The organism is Falsiroseomonas selenitidurans (assembly GCF_012103215.1).
Taxonomy (GTDB): Bacteria; Pseudomonadota; Alphaproteobacteria; order Acetobacterales; family Acetobacteraceae; genus Falsiroseomonas; species Falsiroseomonas selenitidurans.
Genome location: NZ_JAAVNE010000016.1, coordinates 77,427 through 96,954, shown reverse-complemented (window position 1 = coordinate 96,954; position 19,528 = coordinate 77,427). Strand labels below are relative to the sequence as shown.

At 72.7% G+C, this 19,528-nt stretch carries 21 protein-coding genes; 6 read left to right on the top strand and 15 right to left on the bottom strand.

Translation table 11 applies throughout. The features are described from left to right. Nucleotides 1-36: 36 nt before the first annotated feature. The 7 genes from HEQ75_RS11940 to HEQ75_RS11910 are packed head-to-tail and all read right to left on the bottom strand — an operon-like array spanning nucleotide 37 to nucleotide 6,557. Nucleotides 37-999: a class I SAM-dependent methyltransferase gene (locus HEQ75_RS11940; RefSeq protein WP_168030702.1), complete on the bottom strand. Its 963-nt coding sequence runs from the start codon at nucleotides 997-999 to the stop codon at nucleotides 37-39. Continuing rightward, nucleotides 996-2,663, bottom strand: a complete 1,668-nt coding sequence (locus HEQ75_RS11935) for an NTP transferase domain-containing protein (RefSeq protein WP_168030700.1) — start codon at nucleotides 2,661-2,663, stop codon at nucleotides 996-998. The genes HEQ75_RS11940 and HEQ75_RS11935 overlap by 4 nt, the downstream gene beginning before the upstream one ends. After that, a complete protein-coding gene (locus tag HEQ75_RS11930; RefSeq protein WP_168030698.1) occupies nucleotides 2,660-3,349 on the bottom strand; it encodes an XdhC family protein in 690 nt (229 codons plus the stop codon). The genes HEQ75_RS11935 and HEQ75_RS11930 overlap by 4 nt, the downstream gene beginning before the upstream one ends. After that, complete coding sequence (locus HEQ75_RS11925) at nucleotides 3,346-3,678, bottom strand: XdhC family protein (RefSeq protein ID WP_168030696.1); 333 nt, start codon at nucleotides 3,676-3,678, stop codon at nucleotides 3,346-3,348. The genes HEQ75_RS11930 and HEQ75_RS11925 overlap by 4 nt, the downstream gene beginning before the upstream one ends. Next, nucleotides 3,675-4,898, bottom strand: a complete 1,224-nt coding sequence (locus tag HEQ75_RS11920) for a vWA domain-containing protein (protein WP_168030694.1) — start codon at nucleotides 4,896-4,898, stop codon at nucleotides 3,675-3,677. Before HEQ75_RS11920 ends, HEQ75_RS11925 begins: the two co-directional genes overlap by 4 nt. Nucleotides 4,899-4,911: 13 nt before the next feature. Then, nucleotides 4,912-5,811 (bottom strand): AAA family ATPase, encoded by a 900-nt coding sequence (locus HEQ75_RS11915; RefSeq protein WP_168030692.1) that lies wholly within the window; start codon nucleotides 5,809-5,811, stop codon nucleotides 4,912-4,914. Next, the gene (locus HEQ75_RS11910) at nucleotides 5,808-6,557 is read right to left on the bottom strand and encodes a CoxG family protein (protein WP_168030690.1); all 750 of its coding nucleotides are present in this window, start codon (nucleotides 6,555-6,557) and stop codon (nucleotides 5,808-5,810) included. The genes HEQ75_RS11915 and HEQ75_RS11910 overlap by 4 nt, the downstream gene beginning before the upstream one ends. 165 nt (nucleotides 6,558-6,722) lie before the next feature. On the opposite strand from HEQ75_RS11910, the gene HEQ75_RS11905 reads away from it, so the two are divergent. The 3 genes from HEQ75_RS11905 to prpB all read left to right on the top strand — a co-directional run bounded on the left by HEQ75_RS11905 (nucleotide 6,723) and on the right by prpB (nucleotide 9,552). After that, complete coding sequence (locus HEQ75_RS11905) at nucleotides 6,723-8,129, top strand: sodium:proton antiporter (RefSeq protein ID WP_168030688.1); 1,407 nt, start codon at nucleotides 6,723-6,725, stop codon at nucleotides 8,127-8,129. Beyond that, nucleotides 8,129-8,569, top strand: a complete 441-nt coding sequence (locus tag HEQ75_RS11900; protein ID WP_168030686.1) for a nucleoside deaminase — start codon at nucleotides 8,129-8,131, stop codon at nucleotides 8,567-8,569. Before HEQ75_RS11905 ends, HEQ75_RS11900 begins: the two co-directional genes overlap by 1 nt. 65 nt (nucleotides 8,570-8,634) lie before the next feature. Continuing rightward, on the top strand, nucleotides 8,635-9,552 hold the full coding sequence (gene prpB / locus HEQ75_RS11895; protein ID WP_168030684.1) for a methylisocitrate lyase: 918 nt from the start codon (nucleotides 8,635-8,637) through the stop codon (nucleotides 9,550-9,552). 29 nt (nucleotides 9,553-9,581) lie between these two features. Here the strand turns inward: prpB and HEQ75_RS11890 are convergent, their stop codons facing one another. Continuing rightward, on the bottom strand, nucleotides 9,582-10,241 hold the full coding sequence (locus HEQ75_RS11890) for an HAD hydrolase-like protein (RefSeq protein ID WP_209318504.1): 660 nt from the start codon (nucleotides 10,239-10,241) through the stop codon (nucleotides 9,582-9,584). A gap of 112 nt (nucleotides 10,242-10,353) precedes the next feature. Then, nucleotides 10,354-10,548, bottom strand: coding sequence for a hypothetical protein (locus HEQ75_RS11885; protein WP_168030682.1), 195 nt, complete (start codon nucleotides 10,546-10,548; stop codon nucleotides 10,354-10,356). A gap of 161 nt (nucleotides 10,549-10,709) precedes the next feature. Between HEQ75_RS11885 and HEQ75_RS11880 the strand changes: the two genes are divergently transcribed. Both HEQ75_RS11880 and HEQ75_RS11875 read left to right on the top strand, forming a co-directional pair. Continuing rightward, nucleotides 10,710-11,093: a DUF6525 family protein gene (locus tag HEQ75_RS11880; RefSeq protein ID WP_168030680.1), complete on the top strand. Its 384-nt coding sequence runs from the start codon at nucleotides 10,710-10,712 to the stop codon at nucleotides 11,091-11,093. Between the two features lie 20 nt (nucleotides 11,094-11,113). Further along, a complete protein-coding gene (locus HEQ75_RS11875) occupies nucleotides 11,114-11,332 on the top strand; it encodes a hypothetical protein (RefSeq protein ID WP_168030678.1) in 219 nt (72 codons plus the stop codon). A 53-nt stretch (nucleotides 11,333-11,385) separates the two neighbouring features. On the opposite strand, the gene HEQ75_RS11870 is transcribed toward HEQ75_RS11875, so the two are convergent. Together HEQ75_RS11870 and HEQ75_RS11865 are read right to left on the bottom strand one after the other, a co-directional pair. Next, nucleotides 11,386-12,072 carry a Fe2+-dependent dioxygenase gene (locus tag HEQ75_RS11870; protein WP_168030676.1) on the bottom strand — a complete coding sequence of 229 codons (687 nt, stop codon included), beginning with the start codon at nucleotides 12,070-12,072 and terminating at the stop codon, nucleotides 11,386-11,388. Nucleotides 12,073-12,124: 52 nt separating this feature from the next. Continuing rightward, nucleotides 12,125-14,383, bottom strand: a complete 2,259-nt coding sequence (locus HEQ75_RS11865; protein ID WP_168030674.1) for a TonB-dependent receptor — start codon at nucleotides 14,381-14,383, stop codon at nucleotides 12,125-12,127. 217 nt (nucleotides 14,384-14,600) lie between these two features. On the opposite strand from HEQ75_RS11865, the gene HEQ75_RS11860 reads away from it, so the two are divergent. Next, a complete protein-coding gene (locus HEQ75_RS11860) occupies nucleotides 14,601-15,698 on the top strand; it encodes an alpha-hydroxy acid oxidase (protein ID WP_168030672.1) in 1,098 nt (365 codons plus the stop codon). Here the strand turns inward: HEQ75_RS11860 and HEQ75_RS11855 are convergent. The 4 genes from HEQ75_RS11855 to HEQ75_RS11840 are packed head-to-tail and all read right to left on the bottom strand — an operon-like array spanning nucleotide 15,692 to nucleotide 19,527. After that, nucleotides 15,692-17,161 (bottom strand): sulfite reductase subunit alpha, encoded by a 1,470-nt coding sequence (locus HEQ75_RS11855; RefSeq protein ID WP_168030670.1) that lies wholly within the window; start codon nucleotides 17,159-17,161, stop codon nucleotides 15,692-15,694. The two genes, HEQ75_RS11860 and HEQ75_RS11855, sit on opposite strands and share 7 nt — an antisense overlap. A 28-nt stretch (nucleotides 17,162-17,189) precedes the next feature. Continuing rightward, entirely contained in the window at nucleotides 17,190-18,164 is a 975-nt protein-coding gene (locus HEQ75_RS11850) for an FAD:protein FMN transferase (protein ID WP_209318503.1), read from the bottom strand. A gap of 20 nt (nucleotides 18,165-18,184) precedes the next feature. Then, nucleotides 18,185-19,000, bottom strand: coding sequence for a DUF4198 domain-containing protein (locus HEQ75_RS11845; protein ID WP_168030668.1), 816 nt, complete (start codon nucleotides 18,998-19,000; stop codon nucleotides 18,185-18,187). A gap of 17 nt (nucleotides 19,001-19,017) precedes the next feature. Further along, nucleotides 19,018-19,527, bottom strand: a complete 510-nt coding sequence (locus tag HEQ75_RS11840; RefSeq protein WP_168030665.1) for a DUF2271 domain-containing protein — start codon at nucleotides 19,525-19,527, stop codon at nucleotides 19,018-19,020. Nucleotide 19,528: the final 1 nt, after the last annotated feature.

Genomic DNA, 19,528 nt, shown 5'->3' with positions numbered 1-19,528 from the left:
GCGGCGCATGACGGTTTCACCGTCGTGCGCCGGCTGTCAGTCGGGCAGGGCGACGCGCTGGCCGGTGCCGGGCTCGCTGAACCAGCGCACATGCTCCGCCACCAGGTCCAGCGAAAGCTGCGCGCCTGCCGGCAGCGGCACCAGCAGGCCGGTCTCCACCGCCTCCCCCGGGGCCAGCGGCGCCTTCAGGAAGCGGTGGCGGCGCCAGTTCTGGTCCGCCAGGCTGCCATCCGCCTGCAGGAGCAGGAGGCCGAGATTGACCGCGCCGCGCTGCCCGCCGGAGGGCAGCCAGGTGGCATCGCCGGTGTTGGTGATGCGCAGCACCAGCCGGAAGCCCTGTTCGACACGCCGCGCCCGCAGCAGCGCGATGCCGGCGGCCAGGCCCTCCCGCTGCAGGCTGTCCTGCGCCGGCCCGGCGGCGCGGTGCAGCACGAACAGCCGCACACCCTCCAGCGCCGGGCGGGCCAGCGCCCGCAATGCTGCGATCTCCGCCGCCTCGGCAGGGCCCTCGGCCAGCAGGGCGGTGAAGGCGGCCGGGGGCAACAGCAGGGCCTGCTGGCCGAACAGCGCCCGGTCCAGCCGCACGAAGCCGCATTCCTCCGCGGCAAGGCGCAGGCGATCCGCGGCGATCTCCGGCCCGCCAGCCTCCTCCAGCAGCACCGCCCGGCCGCCGGGGGTGAGGATGCGGGCGAAATCGGCCAGCAGCCCGCCCGGATCGTCGGCGGCGAACAGCGCCCGGTGGCACAGCACCCGGTCCTGACTGGCGGCAGGCAGGTCCAGCCGGATGCCGTCATGCAGCAGATGGCCCGGCGGGGCCGCGCTGCCCGGCGGCGCGGCAAAGCAGGCCTGGCAGCCGGACGCTTCCAGCAAGGTGCCAGACCAGCCATCCCGGCTGCCGTAATCCAGCACCCGAAGCCCGGGCACCAGGGCCGCCGCGTCCAGCATCGCGGCCAGCCCGGCCAGGCGCACCGCCAGTGCGGCGGGCGCCCCGGGGCTCATCGCTTGGCCGCGTATTCGGGCAGGCCCTTCAGGCTTTCCGTCGTGTCGAAGTCGCGCAGCACGGCATCGCTGGCCATTTCCACCTCCACCAGCCGGTCGGCATGGCGGGCCGCCAGGTGGCGCGCGCCGATATCGCCGGTGATGGCCAGCATCTGCGGCAGGAATTCCCGCGCCCAGAGCATGGGGTTGCCCTGCTTGCCGCGGAAGGTGGGTTGCACGATGGCGCGACCCTCCTCCGGATCGAAGGCAGAAAGCAGGCGGTCCAGCATGACGCCGGAGACCAGCGGCATGTCGCCCAGGCAGACCATGATGCCTTCCGCCTCCGGCGGCACCGCCGCCAGCCCGGCCTTGAGCGAGGCGGACAGGCCATCGGCGTAGTTCGGCGCGAAGGCGAAGAGCACCGGCCGGCCGGCCAGCGCCTCCTCCACCCGCTCCCGCTCATGCCCCGTGACGACGATGACCGGGGAGGCGTGCGAGGCCAGGACGTTGTCCACCACACGGAGGATCATCGGCACGCCCTTGTTGTCGGGCAGCAGCAACTTGTTCAGCGGCGCCATGCGGCGCGACCGGCCGGCGGCCAGCACCAGGGCGCAGACGGTCCGCGCGCGGCGCGGCGGGCCGGTGACAACCGGGTTGCGCGGCGCCTCCGCCCGCGGCAGCGGCCGCGTCTCGATCTCCTTCAGCAGGCCGCCGACGCCCATGCCCATGATGTCGCGCGCCGTCACCTTCTGGCCGGCGAACAGGCGCGCCAGCACCCAGTCGAAGCCGTTGAGCTTCGGGCTGCGGGCGCAGCCGGGCAGCACCAGGGCCGGCACATCGCCCACCCTGCCCAGGCAGATCAGGTTGCCCGGGTCCACCGGCATGCCGAAATGCTCGATCACGCCGCCGGCGCGCACGATCGCCGCGGGGCCGACATCGCGCCGGTCCACCACCGCCGAAGCGCCGGCAATCAGCAGCAGGTCGGCGCCGGCGCGCTTCAGCCGCCCCAGCGCCTCGGCCACCGGCGCTTCCTCATGCCGCGCGCGCTCCACCGGGAGCATGGTGCCGAGCAGGGCACGGATGCGGGAATCCGTCGCCTCCACCGCGCCTTCCATGACGCTTTCCTTGATACCCGGCAGTTCGGTCAGCACCAGCCCGACGCTGAGTGCCCGGAAGGGCTGCACCGCCAGCGCCGGCAGGCCCGGGGCGCCGCTGCGGCGGCTGCGGGCGATCGCCTCCACCACCGCCAGCACCCGGCCGGGCACGGCGAAGGGGATGATCTTGATGGTGGCCAGCATCTCCTTGGCCGAGACCACGCTGTGGTTCGGCAGGGTGGCGATGGTGACGCTCTCATCCACCGCGTTCAGCCGCTCGATCAGCGCGGCATCCAGCGAGAACAGCCCGGCACTTTCGGCGAACAGGTTCACCCTGCCCGTCGCGGCGCGGGAGCGGGCGACCAGCGGCGCCATCAGCGCATCGGCGATGCGGTCCGCCGCCTCATCCTCCGGCACGTCGCCGGATTCGAGGCGGACGGCGACCACCTCCCGCCGCCCGGCATCGCGCAGCGCCGCGATGGCGGCCTCGTCCAGCACCGTGCCCTTCTTCAGCACCTTGCCGGTCAGGCGCACGGTGTGGGCGAGGATGGCGCCGCGCGCCTCCTCCAGCGGGGTGGGGCCGAAATTCATGTCTTCTCCGATTTCGGGCCGCGCCGGCTGGCAACGATCTGGGCAAGGATGGAGACGGCGATCTCGGGCGCCGTCACCGCGCCGATGTCGAGGCCGACCGGGGCGTGGATCTTCGCGAGTTGCGCCTCGTTCAGCCCCGCTTCCCGAAGTCTTTCCAGGCGCTTGGCATGTGTCCTTCGACTGCCGAGGCAGCCGATGTAGAAGGCCGGGCTGCGCAGCGCAACCTCCAGCGCCGGGTCGTCCAGCTTCGGGTCATGCGTCAGGGTGACCACGGCCGTGCGGCTGTCGGGCGCCAGCGCCGCCATCGCCTCGTCCGGCCATTCGGCGGAGAGGGCGACCTCGCCCAGCCTTTCCTCGGTGGCGAAGGCGCGGCGCGGATCGACCACGGTCACGGCGTAGCCCAGCCGGGCGGCCATCGGCACCAGCGCCTGCGCGATGTGCACGGCCCCGACCACGATGAGCCGCAGCGGCGGGTTGTGCGGGTGGATGAACCAGGCCTCGCCGTCGATCGTCACCTGGCGCGCGGCGTCCGCCCGCAGGGCCACATGCGCCGCGGCGGTCAGTTCCTCCGCCACCGGATCATCCGGGAACAGCAGCTGCGTGCCATCCGGCAGGCGGGTCAGCAGGGCGACGGGTCGCTTGGCGGCGCGCGCGGCGGCAAGCCGCGCCAGCAGGTCGGGCGTCATCCGAGCCGCTCGACAAAGACCTTCAGCTTGCCGCCGCAGGCCAGCCCGACCTCCCAGGCGCGATCGTCGGAAATGCCGAAATCCAGCAGCTGCGGCGTGCCCGTTTCCATCGTCTGCCGCGCCGCATCGGCCACCGCGCCCTCGATGCAGCCGCCGGAGACGCTGCCCTCCATGCGGCCGGAGGCCGTCAGCACCAGGCGGGAGCCGGCCGGGCGGGGGGAGGAGCCCCAGGTCTCCACCACGGTGGCCAGCGCCACCTTCTCGCCTTCCGCGGCCCAGCGGGCGGCGACGCCCAGCAGGTCTTCCGATTCGGTCGAAACGGCGCTCATCCCGCGCTCCTCATGCGGCCGGCGCGCGGGTCCGAGAGGGTGGAGACCAGGTCGCGCAGGCTGGACAGGTTATGCACCGGGCGAAACTCATCGACATGCGGCAGCATGGCCCGGATGCCCTGGGATTTGGGCTGGAAGGCCGCGTAACGCAACAGCGGGTTCAGCCAGATCAGGCGGCGGCAGGATCTTTGCAGGCGGTCCGTCGCCTCCGCCAGGCCGCGCGCACCTTCGCGGTCCAGCCCATCGGTGATCAGCAGCACCACGGCGCCCTGGCCCAGCACGCGGCGCGACCAGAGCCGGTTGAACAGCGCCAGCGAATCGCCGATGCGCGTGCCGCCGGACCAGTCCGGCACCGCCTTGGCCACCGCCTCGAAGGCCACTTCCGCGTCGCGGTGGCGCAGCTGGCGCGTCACATTGGTCAGCCTTGTGCCGAACAGGAAGGTGTGGACGCGGTCCCGGTCATTCGCCACGGCATGCAGGAAGTGGATCAGGATCTGCGCGTAGCGTGCCATGGAGCCGGAGATGTCGCACAGCGCCACCAGCGGCGGCGGGCGGACCACGCGGCGGCGGCGGGCGAGGTCCAGGATCTCCCCGCCCGTGCGCAGGCTGGCGCGGGTGGTCTGGCGCAGATCGGTGAAGGGGCCATTGGGGTCGGCGCGGAAGCGGCGGGTCGGGCGGGCATCCAGCGGCAGCACCATGCGGCGGATCTCCCGCCGCGCCGCGGCCAGCTCGGCCGCCGACATCGCCTCGAAATCCATCGCCTGCAGGCGTTCGCGTTCGCTCACCGTGAAGGTCATGTCCACCCGGTCCTCGGGTGGTTGCTCCGGCGGGCGGGGGGGCTTGGGGCGGTCGCCCTGCAGCGCCTCGGCCAGGCGGCGGGCGGCGGGCGGCGGCTTCTTCTCCTCCTTCATCCCGTCCATCAGCGCCATGGCGGCGGCGTGGCGGGCGGCGTCCGGGTCGCGCCAGAAGATGCCGAAGGCCTGGTCGAACAGCAGGAAATGCTCGTGCCGATGCACCATGGTGGCGCGCAGCGCGGCATGGACCTGGGCGCGGTCGCCGATCGCCACCTCGCCCAGCGCGGCGGCGCCGGCCAGCATCTCCGTCGGGCCGACCGGCAGGCCGGCGCGGCGCAGCAGCCGGCCGAAGGCGAGCAGGTTGGCCGCCAGCGCGCCGCCCTGCCCGGTGGGCGGCAGCGCCAGCGCGGCCTTGGGCGGGATCATGCGCGGCCCGGCTTCACGCCGCGCCCGCCTGCTTCGCCTCGGCCACCAGCCGCGCCGCTTCCGCGCCACGGATGCGGGCGATGTCGTCCTGGTACTTCAGGAGCGCGCCCAGCGTCTCATCCACCAGGGCCGGCTCCAGCTCCCGCGCATCGAGGGCGGACAGCGCGGCGGCCCAGTCGATGGTCTCCGCCACGCCGGGCGGCTTGAAGGTGTCCGCGCCGCGCACCGCCTGCACGAAGGCCACCACCTGGGCGGAGAGCGATTCCGCCACCTGTGGCGCGCGGATCTTCAGGATGGCGCGCTCGCGGGCCGCGTCGGGGTAGTCCACCCAATGGTACAGGCAGCGTCGGCGGATCGCGTCATGCACCTCCCGCGTCCGGTTGGAGGTGATGACCACGACGGGCGGGGTTGCGGCGCGCACCGTGCCCAACTCCGGGATGGTGATCTGGAAATCCGCCAGGATCTCCAGCAGGAAGGCCTCGAAGGGCTCGTCGGCGCGGTCCAGCTCGTCGATCAGCAGCACGGCCGGCGCGCCTTCAAGCGCATCGAGCAGCGGCCGGGGCTGCAGGAAGCGGCGGTCGTAGATGCCGGCCTCCAGCGCGGCGCGGTCCTCCGCCTGGCCGGCGGCTTCCGCCAGGCGGATGGCCATGAGCTGGCGCGCGTGGTTCCACTCATAGGCGGCGGAGGCCAGGTCCATGCCGTCATAGCATTGCAGCCGCACCAGCCGGCGCGGCAGCTGGGCGGCCAGGACCTTGGCGATCTCCGTCTTGCCGGTGCCGGGCTCCCCTTCCAGGAAGATCGGCCGGCCCATGCGCAGCGCCAGGTGGATGGTGGTGGCAAGCTGGCGGTCGGCGACATAGCCGCCTTCCGCCAGCAGGCGCTGGGTCGCGCCGACGTCCTGCGGCGTGGTCACGTCAGGAAGATGATCGCGAGCACGGCGAGCATGGCGGCACCGCCCAGCCAGACCTGGGCGGGGAAGCCCATGAAATCCTGCGTCAGCAGGCGCAGCGGCAGCGGCATCTCGGCCGGCGCCGGGCCGGGGCGCTGCACCGCCCCGCCGGGGGAGACGCCATCCGCCCCATGATGGGTGATCGGCGCGGTGCCGCGGCGATCCGCCAGGTACTCGGTGTCCGTGCCGGCGACGGGCGCGGCGAGGGCGGCTTCGGCCGGGGGCTCGGCGGCGGCGGCCATCGGCTCCGGCGCCACCGTCTCCGGCGCGGGCTGCAGCTGGGCCGCGAATCGGTCGAAGAACTGGTCGGCCATGGATTTGGCGGTGCTGTCGATCAGCCGGGCGCCGAGCTGCGCCATCTTGCCGCCGACCTGCGCCTTCACATTGTACTTCAGCAGCGTGTCGGAGGGGCCCAGCGCCTCCAGCGCCACATCGGCGCCGCCCTTGGCGAAGCCCATGGCGCCGCCCTGGCCCTCGCCGGAGATGGTGTAGGAGGCAGGGGGGACGATGTTGCTCAGCGTCACCTTGCCGCCGAACTTGGCGGACATCGGGCCGAGCTTCATCGATACCTTGGCCTGGAACTGGTCGTCGCCGATGCGCTCCACGCTTTCGCAGCCCGGAATCGCGGCCTGCAGCACCTGGGGGTCGTTCAGGGCTTCCCAAACCCGTTCGCGGGGCGCGCCGATGCGCCGTTCGCCGGTCATTTCCATGCGCAGGGTCTCCGATCTTCAGCGGCGGAAGGTAGGCCCGACCGCCGCCGGCGGAAAGGGCGCGGGGCAGGATCGTGACGGCGGGCCGGAATCCGGGGCCGGCGTGACGCGGCGGGCTTTCGCGGGTAATGGCGATGGCGGGAAGGCTGCAAGATGGAGTGACGCATGAGGGGGATGGTCCTGCGCCCGCTGGCCGGGGCGGCGCTGCTGCTGCCGGGCCCCGCCTTCGCGGCGGGCGTGCCGGGGGAGCAGCTTTCGCTGGCCTGGGGCATTCCCTTCGTCGGCATCCTGCTGTCCATCGCGCTGATGCCGCTGGTGGCCGCGCATCTGTGGCACCACCACTATGGCAAGATCGCCGCGCTCTGGGCGGCGCTGTTCGTGCTGCCCTTCGCCGTCGCCTTCGGGCCGGATGCGGCCTGGTACGAGCTGACGCATGTGATGGTGCTGGAATACGTGCCCTTCATCGCGCTGCTGCTGGCGCTGTACACCGCCGGCGGCGGGGTGCTGCTGAAGGGCTCGCTGGTGGGCACGCCCACCGTGAACACGGCGCTGCTGGCGGTGGGCACCATCCTGGCCAGCATGATGGGCACCACCGGGGCGGCCATGCTGCTGATCCGCCCGGTGCTGCGGGCGAATGCCTTCCGCACCCGCAAGACCCATACCTTCGTCTTCTTCATCTTCCTGGTGGCGAATATCGGCGGCAGCCTGACGCCGGTGGGCGACCCGCCGCTGTATCTCGGCTTCCTGCGCGGCGTGTCCTTCTTCTGGCCGACCACGCATCTGTTCGCGGAATTCCTGACCTGCGTCGTGATTCTGCTGGCGATCTACTGGCTGCTGGATACGCTCGCCTGGAACCGGGAGAAGCCCGTGGCGCCCGTGGCGGCGAAGGAGCCGCTGGGCATCGAGGGCTGGCTGAATGTCTGGCTGGTGCTGGCGATCGTCGCCGTGGTGATCGGCATGGGCTATGTGAAGCTGGAGGAGGTGACGATCCTCGGCCAGCCCATGGCGCTGGAACGCGTGCTGGGCATCGTCCTGTTCCTCGCCATCACCGGCGTATCCGTCGCCTTCACCAGCACGGCGCTGCGCGAGGCCAATGGCTTCGCCTGGGGCGCGATCCTGGAGGTGGCGAAGCTGTTCGCCGCGATCTTCATCTGCATGGCGCCGGTGCTGGCCATCCTGCGCGCCGGCTCGGCCGGCGATGCGGCGGGGCTGGTGGCGCTGACCTCCGGCCCTGACGGGGCGCCGATTCCCTGGGTGTATTTCTGGCTGACCGGCCTGCTGTCCTCCTTCCTCGACAATGCGCCGACCTACATCGTGTTCTTCGAACTGGCCGGCGGCGACCCGGCGACGCTGATGGGGCAGGGGGCGCTGACGCTGGCCGCGATTTCCTGCGGCGCGGTGTTCATGGGGGCCAATTCCTACATCGGCAACGCGCCGAACTTCATGGTGAAGGCCATCGTCGAGGAGAACGGCAACCGCATGCCGTCCTTCTTCGCCTATTGTGGCTGGGCGGTGGTGTTCCTGGTGCCGCTGTTCGTGCTGGTCAGCCTGATCTTCTTCCGGCCGGCGTGATGGACCAGGCCGCCTTCATGGCCCTGGCCCTGGACCAGGCGCGGATGGGGTTCGAGGAAGGTGGCGTGCCGGTGGGCGCGGTGCTGGTGGGGGCGGCGGGCCGGCTGCTCGGCGCCGGGCGGAACCGCCGGGTGCAGCAGGGCGACCCGATCGCGCATGGGGAGATGGATTGCCTGCGCCAGGCCGGCCGGCTGCGCAGCTATGCCGGGACCACCCTGTTCACCACGCTGACGCCCTGCCTGATGTGCGCCGGCACCATCGTGCAGTTCGGCATCCCCCGGGTGGTGATCGGCGAGAACCGCAGCTTCGCGGGCAACGAGGCGTTTCTCCGGCAGCGCGGGGTGGCCGTGACGGTGCTGGACGACCCGGCCTGTCACGCCCTGATGCGCCGCTTCCAGGCGGAGCGGCCGGCGGTCTGGGCGGAGGATATCGGCGCCTGACGCCCGCCCTGGCACGCCGCGCCGGCCGCTGGTAACCCTTGCGGCGTCCAGACCGGAGACGCCCGATGCCCTATGTGATCGCCGACGACCTGCCCGACGCCCCGGCGGGCCAGCGCTTCCGCGCCCTGCTGGAGCGGCCGCAGATCCTGCAGATGCCGGGCGCGCATCTGGGCATCGCGGCGCTGCTGGCGAAGCAGGCCGGGTTCGAGTCGCTCTACATGTCCGGCGCGGCGATGTCCGCCACCATGGGCCTGCCGGATCTCGGCATGATCACGGTGGACGAGGTCGCCTTCTTCATCCGCCAGGTCGCCCGCGCCGCCGGCCTGCCCATCCTGGTGGATGGCGACACCGGGTATGGGGAGGCGCTGAACGTCATGCACATGGTGCGGGTGTTCGAGGAGGCCGGCGCCGCGGCGGTGCATCTGGAAGACCAGCTGCTGCCCAAGAAATGCGGCCATCTGAACGACAAGAAGCTGGCCGATGCGCGCGACATGGCGGCCAAGGTCGCCGCCGCCCGCAAGGCCCGCCGGCACCTCTACATCATCGCCCGCACGGACGCCGTGGCCAGCGAGGGCATGGACGCGGCGGTGGCCCGCGCCCAGCTGTACCTGGATGCCGGCGCCGATGCGATCTTCCCGGAGGCGCTGGTGACGCGCGAGATGTTCGCCGAATTCGCCCGCCGCATGCCGGGGGTGAAGCTGCTGGCCAACATGACCGAATTCGGCCGCACACCCTTCTTCACCGCGCAGGAATTCCAGGACCTTGGCTACGCCATGGTGATCTGGCCGGTCAGCCATCTGCGCGTCGCCGCCCGCGCCATGGAGGAGCTCTACGCCGCCATCAACCGCGACGGCGGCACGATGAAGATGCTGGACCGGATGCAGACCCGCGCCGAGCTCTACGCCACCATCGGCTACCATGAGTATGAGGCGCTGGATTCCAGCCTGGTGGCCACGGTGATCCCGGAGGGGATGCCGCAATAAAGCCTGGTCCGCGCTGGACGAAGCGCGGTTCAGGCGCCGAAGAAGGCCGGAATCTCCGCAACGCTGGCGAACAGGATGTCGGGGCCGGCCGCCTGCAGCGTGGCAGGCTGGGCGTAGCCCCAGGCGACGGCCCCGGCCACCAGCCCGGCGCTGCGGGCGGCGGCGATGTCGCGCAGTTCGTCGCCGATGCTGATCGCCTGGCCCGGCAGCAGCCCGCTGCGCCGCAGCACCTGGCGAAACCGCCCGGCCTTGCCGAACAGGCTGGCATCGCAGGCCCAGTAGCTGATGCAGGCCGCGACCTCCGCCCCCAAAGCGCGGCGGGCATTGGCCTCGGAGTTGGAGGAGACCAGCGCCAGCTCCACCCCGGCCTGCCGCAGCCGCGCCAGCATCGCGTCGACCCCGGGAAACAGCGGCGGCGGCGGTACGGTGCCCGCGATGGCCTTGATATGCGCGGCGATGCGCGGAAGCTTCCACATCGGGATGCCGAACAGGCGCAGCAGCGTCCGCGCATCCCGGTCGCGCAGAGCCTCCGCCTCCTCCGCCGCCACCATGCGGAAGCCGAAATGCCGTGCCGCGCTGTTGAAGGCCTCCAGCATGACGCCGCGGCTGTCGGCCAGGGTGCCATCGAGGTCGAACAGGGCAAGGCGCAGCGGGCGGCCTTCCTGGCCGGGCATCAGGTCCCGCGGCATCAATCCCGTCCCAGCCTCCGCCATGCCCAGCGCGGGAGCAATGGCGCGTCCGCGGGCGGCGAACAAGCCCCGCCCGGGATCACGAGGCGGCGCGGCGGATCAGCGCGGCGGATCAGCGCGCCGGGGCGGGCCCGGGCGCGTCGGACAGCAAGGCCTGCAGCCGGCGCTGCGCCGCCCGGACCTCACAGGGGTATCCGTGCCGCCGCAGCAGGTCCGGCCGCGCCTGCTGGCGCGCCACGGGGGTCTGCAGCCGGGTCGCGTCGCGGGCCTTGTGGTGGTCGGCTCCGGTGCCCTGTCTGGATGTCATGTGCGGCCTCCTTCAAGCATCCTCACCCAACGGGTGGAGTGCGGAGCAGGCCTGGCGGCAAAGCGGCACTTCCATGGCAGGCGCATCCGCGTGTCGCCTTGCCAGCGCCTCCCGCTTTGATATGTTATGTTATATCATGCCATTGTCGGAGCCCCTCCCGCATGCCCCGCCGCTTGACCGTCGCCGACAATGACCGCACCGCGCGGGATGGCCTGTGGCGGCGCTTCGCCGGGGATAACTGGGCGGCTTTTGATGCGCTGCCGGCGGCGGCGCGGCGGCGCCTGCAGGAACACGCCTACGACCCCTGGTCGGTGAATGCTGCGCGGCTCTGGCGGCTGTTCCTGCGCCGCACCGCCAGCAGCGACCGCGCGCTGCGCCGCCTGCTGCGCCATATCGATGCCTGCGAGGCGCTGGAGCGCGAGGCCTTTGCCGTCGCGCATCGGCAGCGCCATGCGGCGGCGCTGCCGCATGTGGCGGCAGGCGCCAGCGTGCCGCGCTATGCTGGCCGCCGGGCTGAGCCCGCCCGGCCGCCGGCCGGGCCATGAACCGTACCGGAGGTCAGGCCATGAACCGCCGCCGCCTGTTCGGCCTCGTTGCCGCCATCGCCACGCTGCCGCCGGCCGAGGCAGTGGCGGAGGTGACCATCAGCCGCGCCAGCGGCGGCGGCGTCGCCAGCGACCTGGCCGGCGCCTGCCGCCGCGGCGCCGCGCGGCAGCCCCGCCACCCGGGCCATGACGGGAAGGCCCGCTTCTGCCCGGCCTGCGGCTGCGCCATCCGCGACTGAGGATCCAGGACCGGGCGATCCGCGACCGGGCGATCCAGGACCGGGCGCCGGCGCTACATCTCCGCCCAGCGGCGCAGCAGGTTGTGGTAGCTGGCGGTCAGCGTGACGACGGCGGGATGGTCGTCCGGCAACGCCTGGCGCAGCCCCATGATCGCCATGTCCATGTCGTGCAGATGCGCCCGCTTTCCGTCATCCTTCACCATGGACTGGCTCCAGAAGAAGCAGCCCCAGCGGCTGCCGCGGGTGATGGGGGTGACGTTGTGCAGGCTGGTCGCCGGGTAGACCACCAGGTCGCCGGCCGGCAGCTTCACTGCATGCGCGCCGTAGGTGTCCTGGATCACCAGCTCGCCGCCCTCGTATTCCGCCGGATCGCTGAGGAACAGGGTGGAGGAGACATCGGCGCGGAGGCGCATGCCGCCGGTGCCGGGAACGTGGCGGATGGCGTTGTCCACATGGGCGTGGAAATGCATGCCCTCCTCGTAGCGGTTGAACATCGGCGGATAGACGCGCAGCGGCAGCGCGGCGGAGGTGAAGATCGGGCTGCGGCCCAGCGCCCGCAGCACCACCTCGCCCAGTTCGCGTGCCACCGGCGAGCCTTCCGGCACCTGCAGGTTGCGCTTCACCTTGGCGGATTGCTCGCCGGCGGTGGCGCGGCCATCCACCCATTGGCTCGCTTCCAGCAGGCGGCGGCAGTGCAGGATTTCCTCGCGGTTCAGCACCTCGGGGATACGGACGAGCATGTCAGGCCACTCCCTGCCGGCGCGGGGCGCGAAGCCCCGGGCCGGCCCTGCTTCAGTAGGTGACGGCCAGGCTGAACAGCACGGTGCGGCCAGCGCCCGGCACCACGCGGTTGCCGAACAGCGTGTCGTAGTTCAGCTCGTCGGTCAGGTTGTAGCCGTTGACCGAGACGCGGAACCGGTTGTTCTCGCCGAAGCTGTGCGAGGCGAGGGCATCGAGGCTGAAGCTCTCGCCGACTTCGGAGGTATTGCCGGCGTTCAGGTAGACCTGCCCGCGATAGGTGACGCCGCCACCGAGCGTCATGTTGTAGGCGGTGCCGCGGAACGCCTCGTAGGTGGTCCAGACCGAGGCCGCGTGTTCCGGCACGAAGGCGACGCGCTTGCCCTCGTTCGTCGCGGTGGAGGAGCGCGTGGTCTCGCTGTCGAAGTAGCTGTAGGCGGCGGTCACGCTCCAGTCGCGGGTGATCTGGCCGGTGGCGCCGAGCTCCACGCCGCGCACCCGCTGCCGGTCGCCGGACTGCACCGTGGTGCCGCTGACCGGATCGGTCTCGAAGGCATTGCCCTTCTCGTTCTGGAACACCGCGCCGAACAGGCCCAGCCGGTTGTCCAGCAGGCTGAACTTGGCGCCGACCTCGTAGATGCGGTTGCGCTCGGGGTCGAGCGCGCTGGTGTTGGCGTTGAAGCTGCCGGGCTGGGTGGTGATGAAGGAGCCGGGCGGGCTCGTCGATTCGGCGTAGGAGAAGTAGTAGGTCTGGCTTTGCGTCGGCTCCCAGATCAGGGCGCCGCGCGGGTCGATGAAGGTGTCGTTGGCGGCCAGGCGCGTCGGCGCCGTGGTCGGGCCGGAGGTGGTGTAGTCCACGTCGTAGTTGCTGATGCGCACGCCGCCCACGATCGAAAGCTGCGGCGTCAGCCACAGGCGCTCGGAGAAGAACACGCCGAGATGGCGCTGCTCCGTCTCCCGCGTCGCATTGGCCGCGGTGCTCGGCACCACGCTGTAGCCGGCGGAGGAATGGCTCGGGTCGTACAGGCTGACGAAGGGCCGGGTGCTCGGGCTGTAGCTGTAGCCGGTGCGCTCGTCGCGCTGGATCCAGGCATCGAAGCCGGCCGTCGCCTGGTTGCGGAAGCCGGCGAAGGTGAAGTCGGCGACCGCGGTGGTCACGTTCTGCGCGCCCCAGGTCTCCTGGTGGAAGGGGCTGCCGGCGCCGCTCGCCTGCACGGTCGGGATGGTGGCGGGGTTGCCGTCGAACAGCGCGGTGACGCAGGCGGCGGCGCAGCTGGTGGGGGAGGCGGCGAAGTCCCGCGTCACGAAGCCGACCCGGCTGTCATTGTGCAGCGTCAGCCAGTCATTCGCCTGGTGGCGCAGCCGGGCCGTCACGCGGTCCACCGTCACGTCGTCGCGGTCCAGCCCGAAGCCGTACCAGTTGGAGCGCGGCACGCCGAATTCCGTGACGGGCCGGCCGATGGAGGTGCCCGGCGCGGTCACCACCGGCACGCCGTAATCCGGCACCCGGTCATCCTCCAGGTGCAGGTAGTCCACGCTGAAGGTGGTGTCGGTGCCGAGGCCGAAGGCGATGGAGGGCGCGATGCCCCAGCGGCGGGAGCGCACCTCGTCGCGGTCCACGGCCTCCGAGGACTGGCCCATCAGGTTCAGCCGCACGGCGGCGGTCTCGCTGATCTGCTGGTTGATGTCGACGCTGCCGCGATAGAAATTGCCCGTGCCGCCGGTGGCGACCGCGCCGTATTCGTTGCCCAGATGCGGCAGGCGGGTCTGCACATTCACCGCGCCGCCCGCGGTGTTCTGGCCGAAGGTGTTGCCGGAGGGGCCCTTCAGCACGGAGACGCTTTCATAGGTGAAGGCATCGCGGGTGTAGGAGCCGAAGTCGCGCAGGCCATCGACATAGATGTCGTTCTGGCCGGAGAAGCCGCGGATGCGCAGCTGGTCGCCGTTGACGCCGCCATTGCCCTCGCCGATCGAGGCGGTGATGCCGGGGACGTTGCGCAGCGCTTCCTGCAGGGTCGTCACGCGCTGCTGTTCCAGCACGGCGCGCGGGATCACGTTGATGGTCTGCGGCGTGTCCTGCACCGTGCCGGGCAGGCGGCCGATGCCGGTGGCGCGCTGCAGCGTGTTGGCGGGGTCCGTCTCCACCGTCACGGCGGGAAGCTGCAGGGGCGAGGCGTGGGGCTGGGGCGTCCCGGCCGGCGCTTCCGCGGTGCCGGCCACCTGGCCCTCCGCGGCATGGGTGATGGCCAGCGCCAGGCCGGCCATCAGCGCCACGCCGGCCGGGCCGCTCAGCACACGAAGGCGTCGCGACATGGGGTATCCTTTCCGAGATGCTAATTGCGAATGATTCTTATTAGCATCTCACGCCGTCACGCAATGCTTCGCGCTGCAACATTCCCCGGGCCTGCCCGCCGCCCTCCTTCCTGTGGCGGGAAGGTCACACCCGCCTTGCCGGCAGGCGCCGGCCCTGGCTACAGCCCGGCCGATGCGGCAACCCCAACCACGGCGCAGGACGCCGGGAGAGACCCCGATGTACGCCGCGCCCGCCATCCCGCCCGGCACCGTCACCCTGGACGACTACGAGGCCGCCGCGCGGCAGCGCCTCGACCCGCGCATCTGGGCCTATCTGGCCGGCGGCGGCGCGGATGAGGTGACGCTGGCCGCCAACCGCGCGGCCTTCGCCGGGCTGCGCCTGACCGGGCGCGTGCTGCGCGACCTGCGCCAGGCGCATACCCGGCTGGCCTTGTTCGGCCAGGCCATGGACCATCCCATCCTGCTGGCGCCCGTCGCCTTCCACCGCCTGGTGCATCCGGATGGCGAGCGCGCCACCGCCTTCGGCGCCGCGGCCATCCGCGCCACCCTGGTGGTCAGCACCCAGTCCAGCACGGCGGTGGAGGAGGTGGCGGCGGCGGGGCAGGGGCCGCTCTGGTTCCAGCTCTACATCCAGCACGACCGCCCCTTCACCGAGGCGCTGCTGCGCCGGGCGGAGGCGGCGGGCTGCCAGGCCATCGTGCTGACCGTCGATGCGCCGGTCGGGCTGCGCAACCGCGAACAGCGCGCCGGCTTTGCCCTGCCGCCGGGGGTGGAGGCGGTGCATCTGCGCGGCCTGCCCCCGCCCCCGCCCAACCGCGCCGACCGGGCAGAGAGCGAGGTGTTCCGCGGCCTGCTGGATGGCGCGCCACGCTGGGCGGATGTCGCCTGGCTGCGCCGCCTGACGCGGCTGCCACTGCTGCTGAAGGGCATCATGGCGCCGGATGATGCCCGCCGGGCGATCGAGGCCGGGGCGGATGGCCTCATCGTCTCCAACCATGGCGGAAGGGCGCTGGACACCATGCCGGCCGCGATCGAGGCGCTGCCGCGCATCGCCGCGGCCGTGGCCGGGCGGGTGCCGGTGCTGGTCGATGGCGGGATCCGGCGCGGCACCGATGTGCTGAAGGCCATCGCACTGGGGGCGAGCGCGGTGCTGATCGGCCGGCCCTACATCCACGGCCTGGCCGTGGGCGGGCCGGTCGGGCTCGCCCATGTGGTGAAGATCCTGCGCACGGAGCTCGAGATCGCCATGGCGCTGACCGGCTGCGCCACGCTGGCCGAGATCGACCGCGGCGTGTTCTGGGACGAGGCTCAATAGACGTCGCGCCGGTAGCGGCCGGCTTCCGACAGCGCCTCCACCACCGCCGCGCCCAGCACCTCGACCAGCACAGCCTGCACGCCGGCCGCCATGCCCTGCCGGCTGCCGCAGACCAGGATCGCCGCGCCGTCATCCACCCATCGCCGCAGCTCGGGCGCCGCCTGGCGCAGCCTGTCCTGCACATGGGCGCCATCGGCCGCATCGCGGGAGAAGGCGAGGTCCAGCCGCGCCAGCGTGCCATCGGCCCGCCAGCCCGCGATCTCGGCCCCGTGGAACAGGTCGTGCGCCCGCGTGCGCTCGCCGAACAGCAGCCAGTTGGGCCGCGCCCCGGCCGCCCGGCGGGCCAGCAGATGCGCGCGCAGACCCGCAAGGCCGGTGCCATTGCCGATCAGGATCAGCGGGCGCGTGGCCGCCGGCGGGTGGAAGGCGGCGTTGCGGCGCAGGCGCAGCGCGACCGCCCCGCCGAGTGGCGCGTGCAGCGCCAGCCAGCCCGAGCCGAGGCCGGGCCGCCCATCCGCCCGCCGCACCAGCCGCACCAGCAGCTCCACCTGCCCGGATGCAGGCAGGGAGGCGATGGAATAGGCCCGGTGCGGCGGTGCCGGCAGGGCCGCCACGGGGTCCGGCAACCCGCGCAGCGCGGCGATCGCCGCCGGGTCCTCCGGCAGCAGGCGCGAGTCCAGCCCGGGCAGGGCGCCGCGGCCGAGCCGGGCCGTGAAGGCTGCCACCGCCGCCGGCGGGTTGCGCGGGCCGATCTCGGCGATGTCGCCCGCCTGCCAGTCCGGCCGCATGCCGGCCGGGGGCCGCAGCGCCAGGTGCCAGGCCTGGCCGCCGGGACTGCCGGGGTTCAGCAGCCGGCGTTCCACCAGCCGCCAGGGTTCAAATCGCGCCGGTGCCCAATCCGGCAGGGCATCCACGCCCGCCAGCCGGCCGAGATGGTCCTGCCAGTGGTGCAGCGCGGCCGCATCGCCGTCATCCACCTCCACCCGGTCGAACAGCGGCGTGGCACCGTGCTGGCGCAGCCAGGCATCCAGCTGCCGGCCGAAGGCGCAGAACTGCGCATAGCTGCGGTCGCCCAGCGCCAGCACGCCGTAGCGCAGCCCGGCGAGGTCCGGCGCCGCCGGCATCACCCGGCGCAGGAAGCGGCCCGCCGAGTCGGGTGCGTCGCCCTCGCCGGTGGTGCTGACGACGAACAGCGCGCTTCCGGCGCCGGCCAGCGCCGCGGAATCCAACGCGCCGAGCGCCGCCAGCGCCACGGGCAGCCCGCCGGCGCGCAGCGACTCGGCGCTGCGCCGCGCCAGCGTCTCGGCCAGGCCGGTCTGGCTCGCATGCACCACCAGCACGGCCGGCGCGGCATCGGATTGCGCCGCCCGCGCCCGCCGGCGCCGCCTTTCGCGCCAGAGGATCCCGGCACACAGCGCCAGCCACAGCAGCACCAGGGCGAGCGCCGCCAGCAGGCGCGGCATCGAGCTCGTCACGCAGCCAATCCCCTGGTCAGTCCAGCATGGCGGCGAGCGCCGGCGACATCACCTCAGCCAGGCCGGAGGGGCCGCGCAGCAGGAAGCGGGCGGCGAGGCCGTGGCGCGCGGCATAGGCGGGGCCGGCCTCCGGCCCCAGCACGGTCAGCGCGGTGGCCCAGGCATCGGCGTGCAGGCAGTCCCCCGCCAGCACGGAAACGGCGGCCACGCTGGCGCCCAGCGGCACGCCTTCCGCCGGGTCCAGCGTGTGCGCATAGCGCCGCCCGCCATGGCTGAAGCCGCGGCGATAGTCGCCGGAGGTGGCGACGGACAGGCCATGCAGCGCGACCAGCAGTTCCGTCGCCGCCCCGGCTTCCGGCGGGCCCTCCAGCGCCACCCACCAGGGCGTTCCATCCGGGCGCACGCCCTCGCCGCGCAGCTCGCCGCCGATCTCCAGCAGGAAGCCGGTGAGGCCGGCATCCAGCAGCCGCGCGGCGACGCGGTCCACCGCATGGCCCTTGGCGATGCCGTTGAGGTCGATGGCCAGCCCGCCCGGCTGCAGGAAGCGCCCCTCGGTGTCCTGCCGCAGGCGCTGCCAGCCGGCGGCCCCCCGCGCTGCCGCCAGCGCCGCGGCGGGGGGCGGGGCCGGCCAGGGCGGCGGGTTGGGGCCGAAGCCCCACAGATCCACCAGCCGGCCCAAGGTCGGGTCGAAGGCGCCATCGGTGGCCGCCGCCACCGCCAGCGCTGCGCGCAGCACCATCGCGAACGCCCCCGGCAGCGCGTGCCAGCTTCCGGCCGGGGCGCGGTTGAAGCGGCAGAGGTCGGAGCCTTCCTCCCAGGCGCTCATCTGCTGCACCACCGAGGCGAGCGCCGCCTCGACCAGCGGGCGCGGGTCCGGCCGGCCGGGATCGACCCAGAGCAGCGACCAGACGGTGCCCATGGTGGCGCCGCCGATTCGCCGCAGCTGGCCCGGGACGGGGCGCGGCGCGGTGGCGATCGGCGGGACCAGCACGCGCCGGTCGGCGAGGCGGCTCAGGGCAGGACCTCCAGCGTCGCGGCGTAGCTGGCGCTGCGGCCGACATTGGGGATGCCGGATCTGGCGTCGCGCACCTCGGCGTTCAGCCAGTACATCCCGGGGCCCTGCCAGGTGACGGTGAAGGCGCCTTCCGCATCCGCCTTGACATTCATCTCGCCCAGCTGGTCGCGGTAGCGGTTGCCGCCGGGGATGACGGTGACCTCCACCCCCGCCGCCGGCTGTCCGTCCAGCAGCAGGCGGAAGCGCGCCGGCTCATCGGCCACCAGGTCGTTCGGGTGGGTGATCGGCACCATCTCCAGCCCCTCGTTCAGCGGCTGCAGGGCGCGGTCCGTCGGTGCGCCGCGGGTCACGAAGACCTCCACCCGGCGCTGGCCGAGGCTGGCGCGCAGGCCTTCGGCATTCGCCGGCACGCGCTGGGCGAATTCCTCGCGCGTGCCGCGGAAGCGGCGCGGCTGGCCGTCCTCCGTCCAGCGCGCGAACATCCCGCTGCCGGCGACCGAGAGGCGGTAGGTGCCAGGCTGGCTCAGGCGCAGATCGAAGGTGCTGCGGTAGCGGCCGCGCGCCTGGTTCTCCGCCACCAGGGCCGAGCCGTCCGGCGCCACGATCGACAGGCCATCGAGCTGCATGGGGAAATGCTCGAAGTAGAACAGGTCGTTGGAGATGGCGGCGTCCACCGTCACCCAGGGGTCCTCGCCCGAGAGCACGGTGGCGGAGGGCAGCATCCAGGCGCGGTGCGCCAGGGCCGGGACCGGCAGGGCGAGCAGGGTGGCCAGCGCCAGCGGGCGCAGGCGGCGGAGGAAGGGAAGGTCCATGGGGCGGGTCCTGTCTCTCAGGGCTTCAGGGTCAGGCTGACGGCGCCGAGTTCCGTGCCGCCCTGGGCGGCGGCGGCCTGCGGGCCGGCGGGCGGCCATTGGAAGGGGATGCGGAGCAATTCCCGGCCGCCGACCTCGCGCGCCGCTTCCACCACCAGGGCGTAGCGGCCGGGCGCCAGCCCATCGAGCTGGGTGGTGAAGGCCTGGCTGTGGCGGCCGGGCGCGCGCGTGGCACCGCTGACGCCATCCGCCGGCATGGTCATGCTGCGGCCGGCGCGGCGCCACCACTGGCGCATGTCCTTCAGCCACTTCTCGCCTTCGCTGTTGCGCATGGCGACGTCGTACCAGACCGCCAGCGTGGCGACGGCCTGCTGGTCCGGGCGTTCCACCCAGATGGCGACATAGGGGCGGTGGTATTCGGCGACGTTCAGGCGCGGGATCTCGATCGTCACGCCAAGCTCCGCCGCCTGGCCCGCCAGGGGCGTGGCGGCGGCGAGGCCGGTGGCGACCAGGGGAAGGAATCGCATG

Excerpts from the sequence above, each read along its gene's own strand:
- HEQ75_RS11855 (WP_168030670.1), bottom strand. The coding sequence starts at position 17,161 with ATGCCGCGCCTGCTGGCGGCGCTCGCCCTGGTGCTGCTGTGGCTGGCG.
- HEQ75_RS11860 (WP_168030672.1), top strand. The coding sequence starts at position 14,601 with ATGTACGCCGCGCCCGCCATCCCGCCCGGCACCGTCACCCTGGACGAC.
- HEQ75_RS11935 (WP_168030700.1), bottom strand. The coding sequence starts at position 2,663 with ATGAATTTCGGCCCCACCCCGCTGGAGGAGGCGCGCGGCGCCATCCTC.
- HEQ75_RS11930 (WP_168030698.1), bottom strand. The coding sequence starts at position 3,349 with ATGACGCCCGACCTGCTGGCGCGGCTTGCCGCCGCGCGCGCCGCCAAG.
- prpB (WP_168030684.1), top strand. The coding sequence starts at position 8,635 with ATGCCCTATGTGATCGCCGACGACCTGCCCGACGCCCCGGCGGGCCAG.
- HEQ75_RS11900 (WP_168030686.1), top strand. The coding sequence starts at position 8,129 with ATGGACCAGGCCGCCTTCATGGCCCTGGCCCTGGACCAGGCGCGGATG.
- HEQ75_RS11940 (WP_168030702.1), bottom strand. The coding sequence starts at position 999 with ATGAGCCCCGGGGCGCCCGCCGCACTGGCGGTGCGCCTGGCCGGGCTG.
- HEQ75_RS11905 (WP_168030688.1), top strand. The coding sequence starts at position 6,723 with ATGAGGGGGATGGTCCTGCGCCCGCTGGCCGGGGCGGCGCTGCTGCTG.
- HEQ75_RS11865 (WP_168030674.1), bottom strand. The coding sequence starts at position 14,383 with ATGTCGCGACGCCTTCGTGTGCTGAGCGGCCCGGCCGGCGTGGCGCTG.
- HEQ75_RS11910 (WP_168030690.1), bottom strand. The coding sequence starts at position 6,557 with ATGGAAATGACCGGCGAACGGCGCATCGGCGCGCCCCGCGAACGGGTT.
- HEQ75_RS11925 (WP_168030696.1), bottom strand. The coding sequence starts at position 3,678 with ATGAGCGCCGTTTCGACCGAATCGGAAGACCTGCTGGGCGTCGCCGCC.
- HEQ75_RS11890 (WP_209318504.1), bottom strand. The coding sequence starts at position 10,241 with ATGCCGCGGGACCTGATGCCCGGCCAGGAAGGCCGCCCGCTGCGCCTT.
- HEQ75_RS11920 (WP_168030694.1), bottom strand. The coding sequence starts at position 4,898 with ATGATCCCGCCCAAGGCCGCGCTGGCGCTGCCGCCCACCGGGCAGGGC.
- HEQ75_RS11845 (WP_168030668.1), bottom strand. The coding sequence starts at position 19,000 with ATGGACCTTCCCTTCCTCCGCCGCCTGCGCCCGCTGGCGCTGGCCACC.
- HEQ75_RS11870 (WP_168030676.1), bottom strand. The coding sequence starts at position 12,072 with ATGCTCGTCCGTATCCCCGAGGTGCTGAACCGCGAGGAAATCCTGCAC.
- HEQ75_RS11875 (WP_168030678.1), top strand. The coding sequence starts at position 11,114 with ATGAACCGCCGCCGCCTGTTCGGCCTCGTTGCCGCCATCGCCACGCTG.
- HEQ75_RS11880 (WP_168030680.1), top strand. The coding sequence starts at position 10,710 with ATGCCCCGCCGCTTGACCGTCGCCGACAATGACCGCACCGCGCGGGAT.
- HEQ75_RS11885 (WP_168030682.1), bottom strand. The coding sequence starts at position 10,548 with ATGACATCCAGACAGGGCACCGGAGCCGACCACCACAAGGCCCGCGAC.
- HEQ75_RS11840 (WP_168030665.1), bottom strand. The coding sequence starts at position 19,527 with ATGCGATTCCTTCCCCTGGTCGCCACCGGCCTCGCCGCCGCCACGCCC.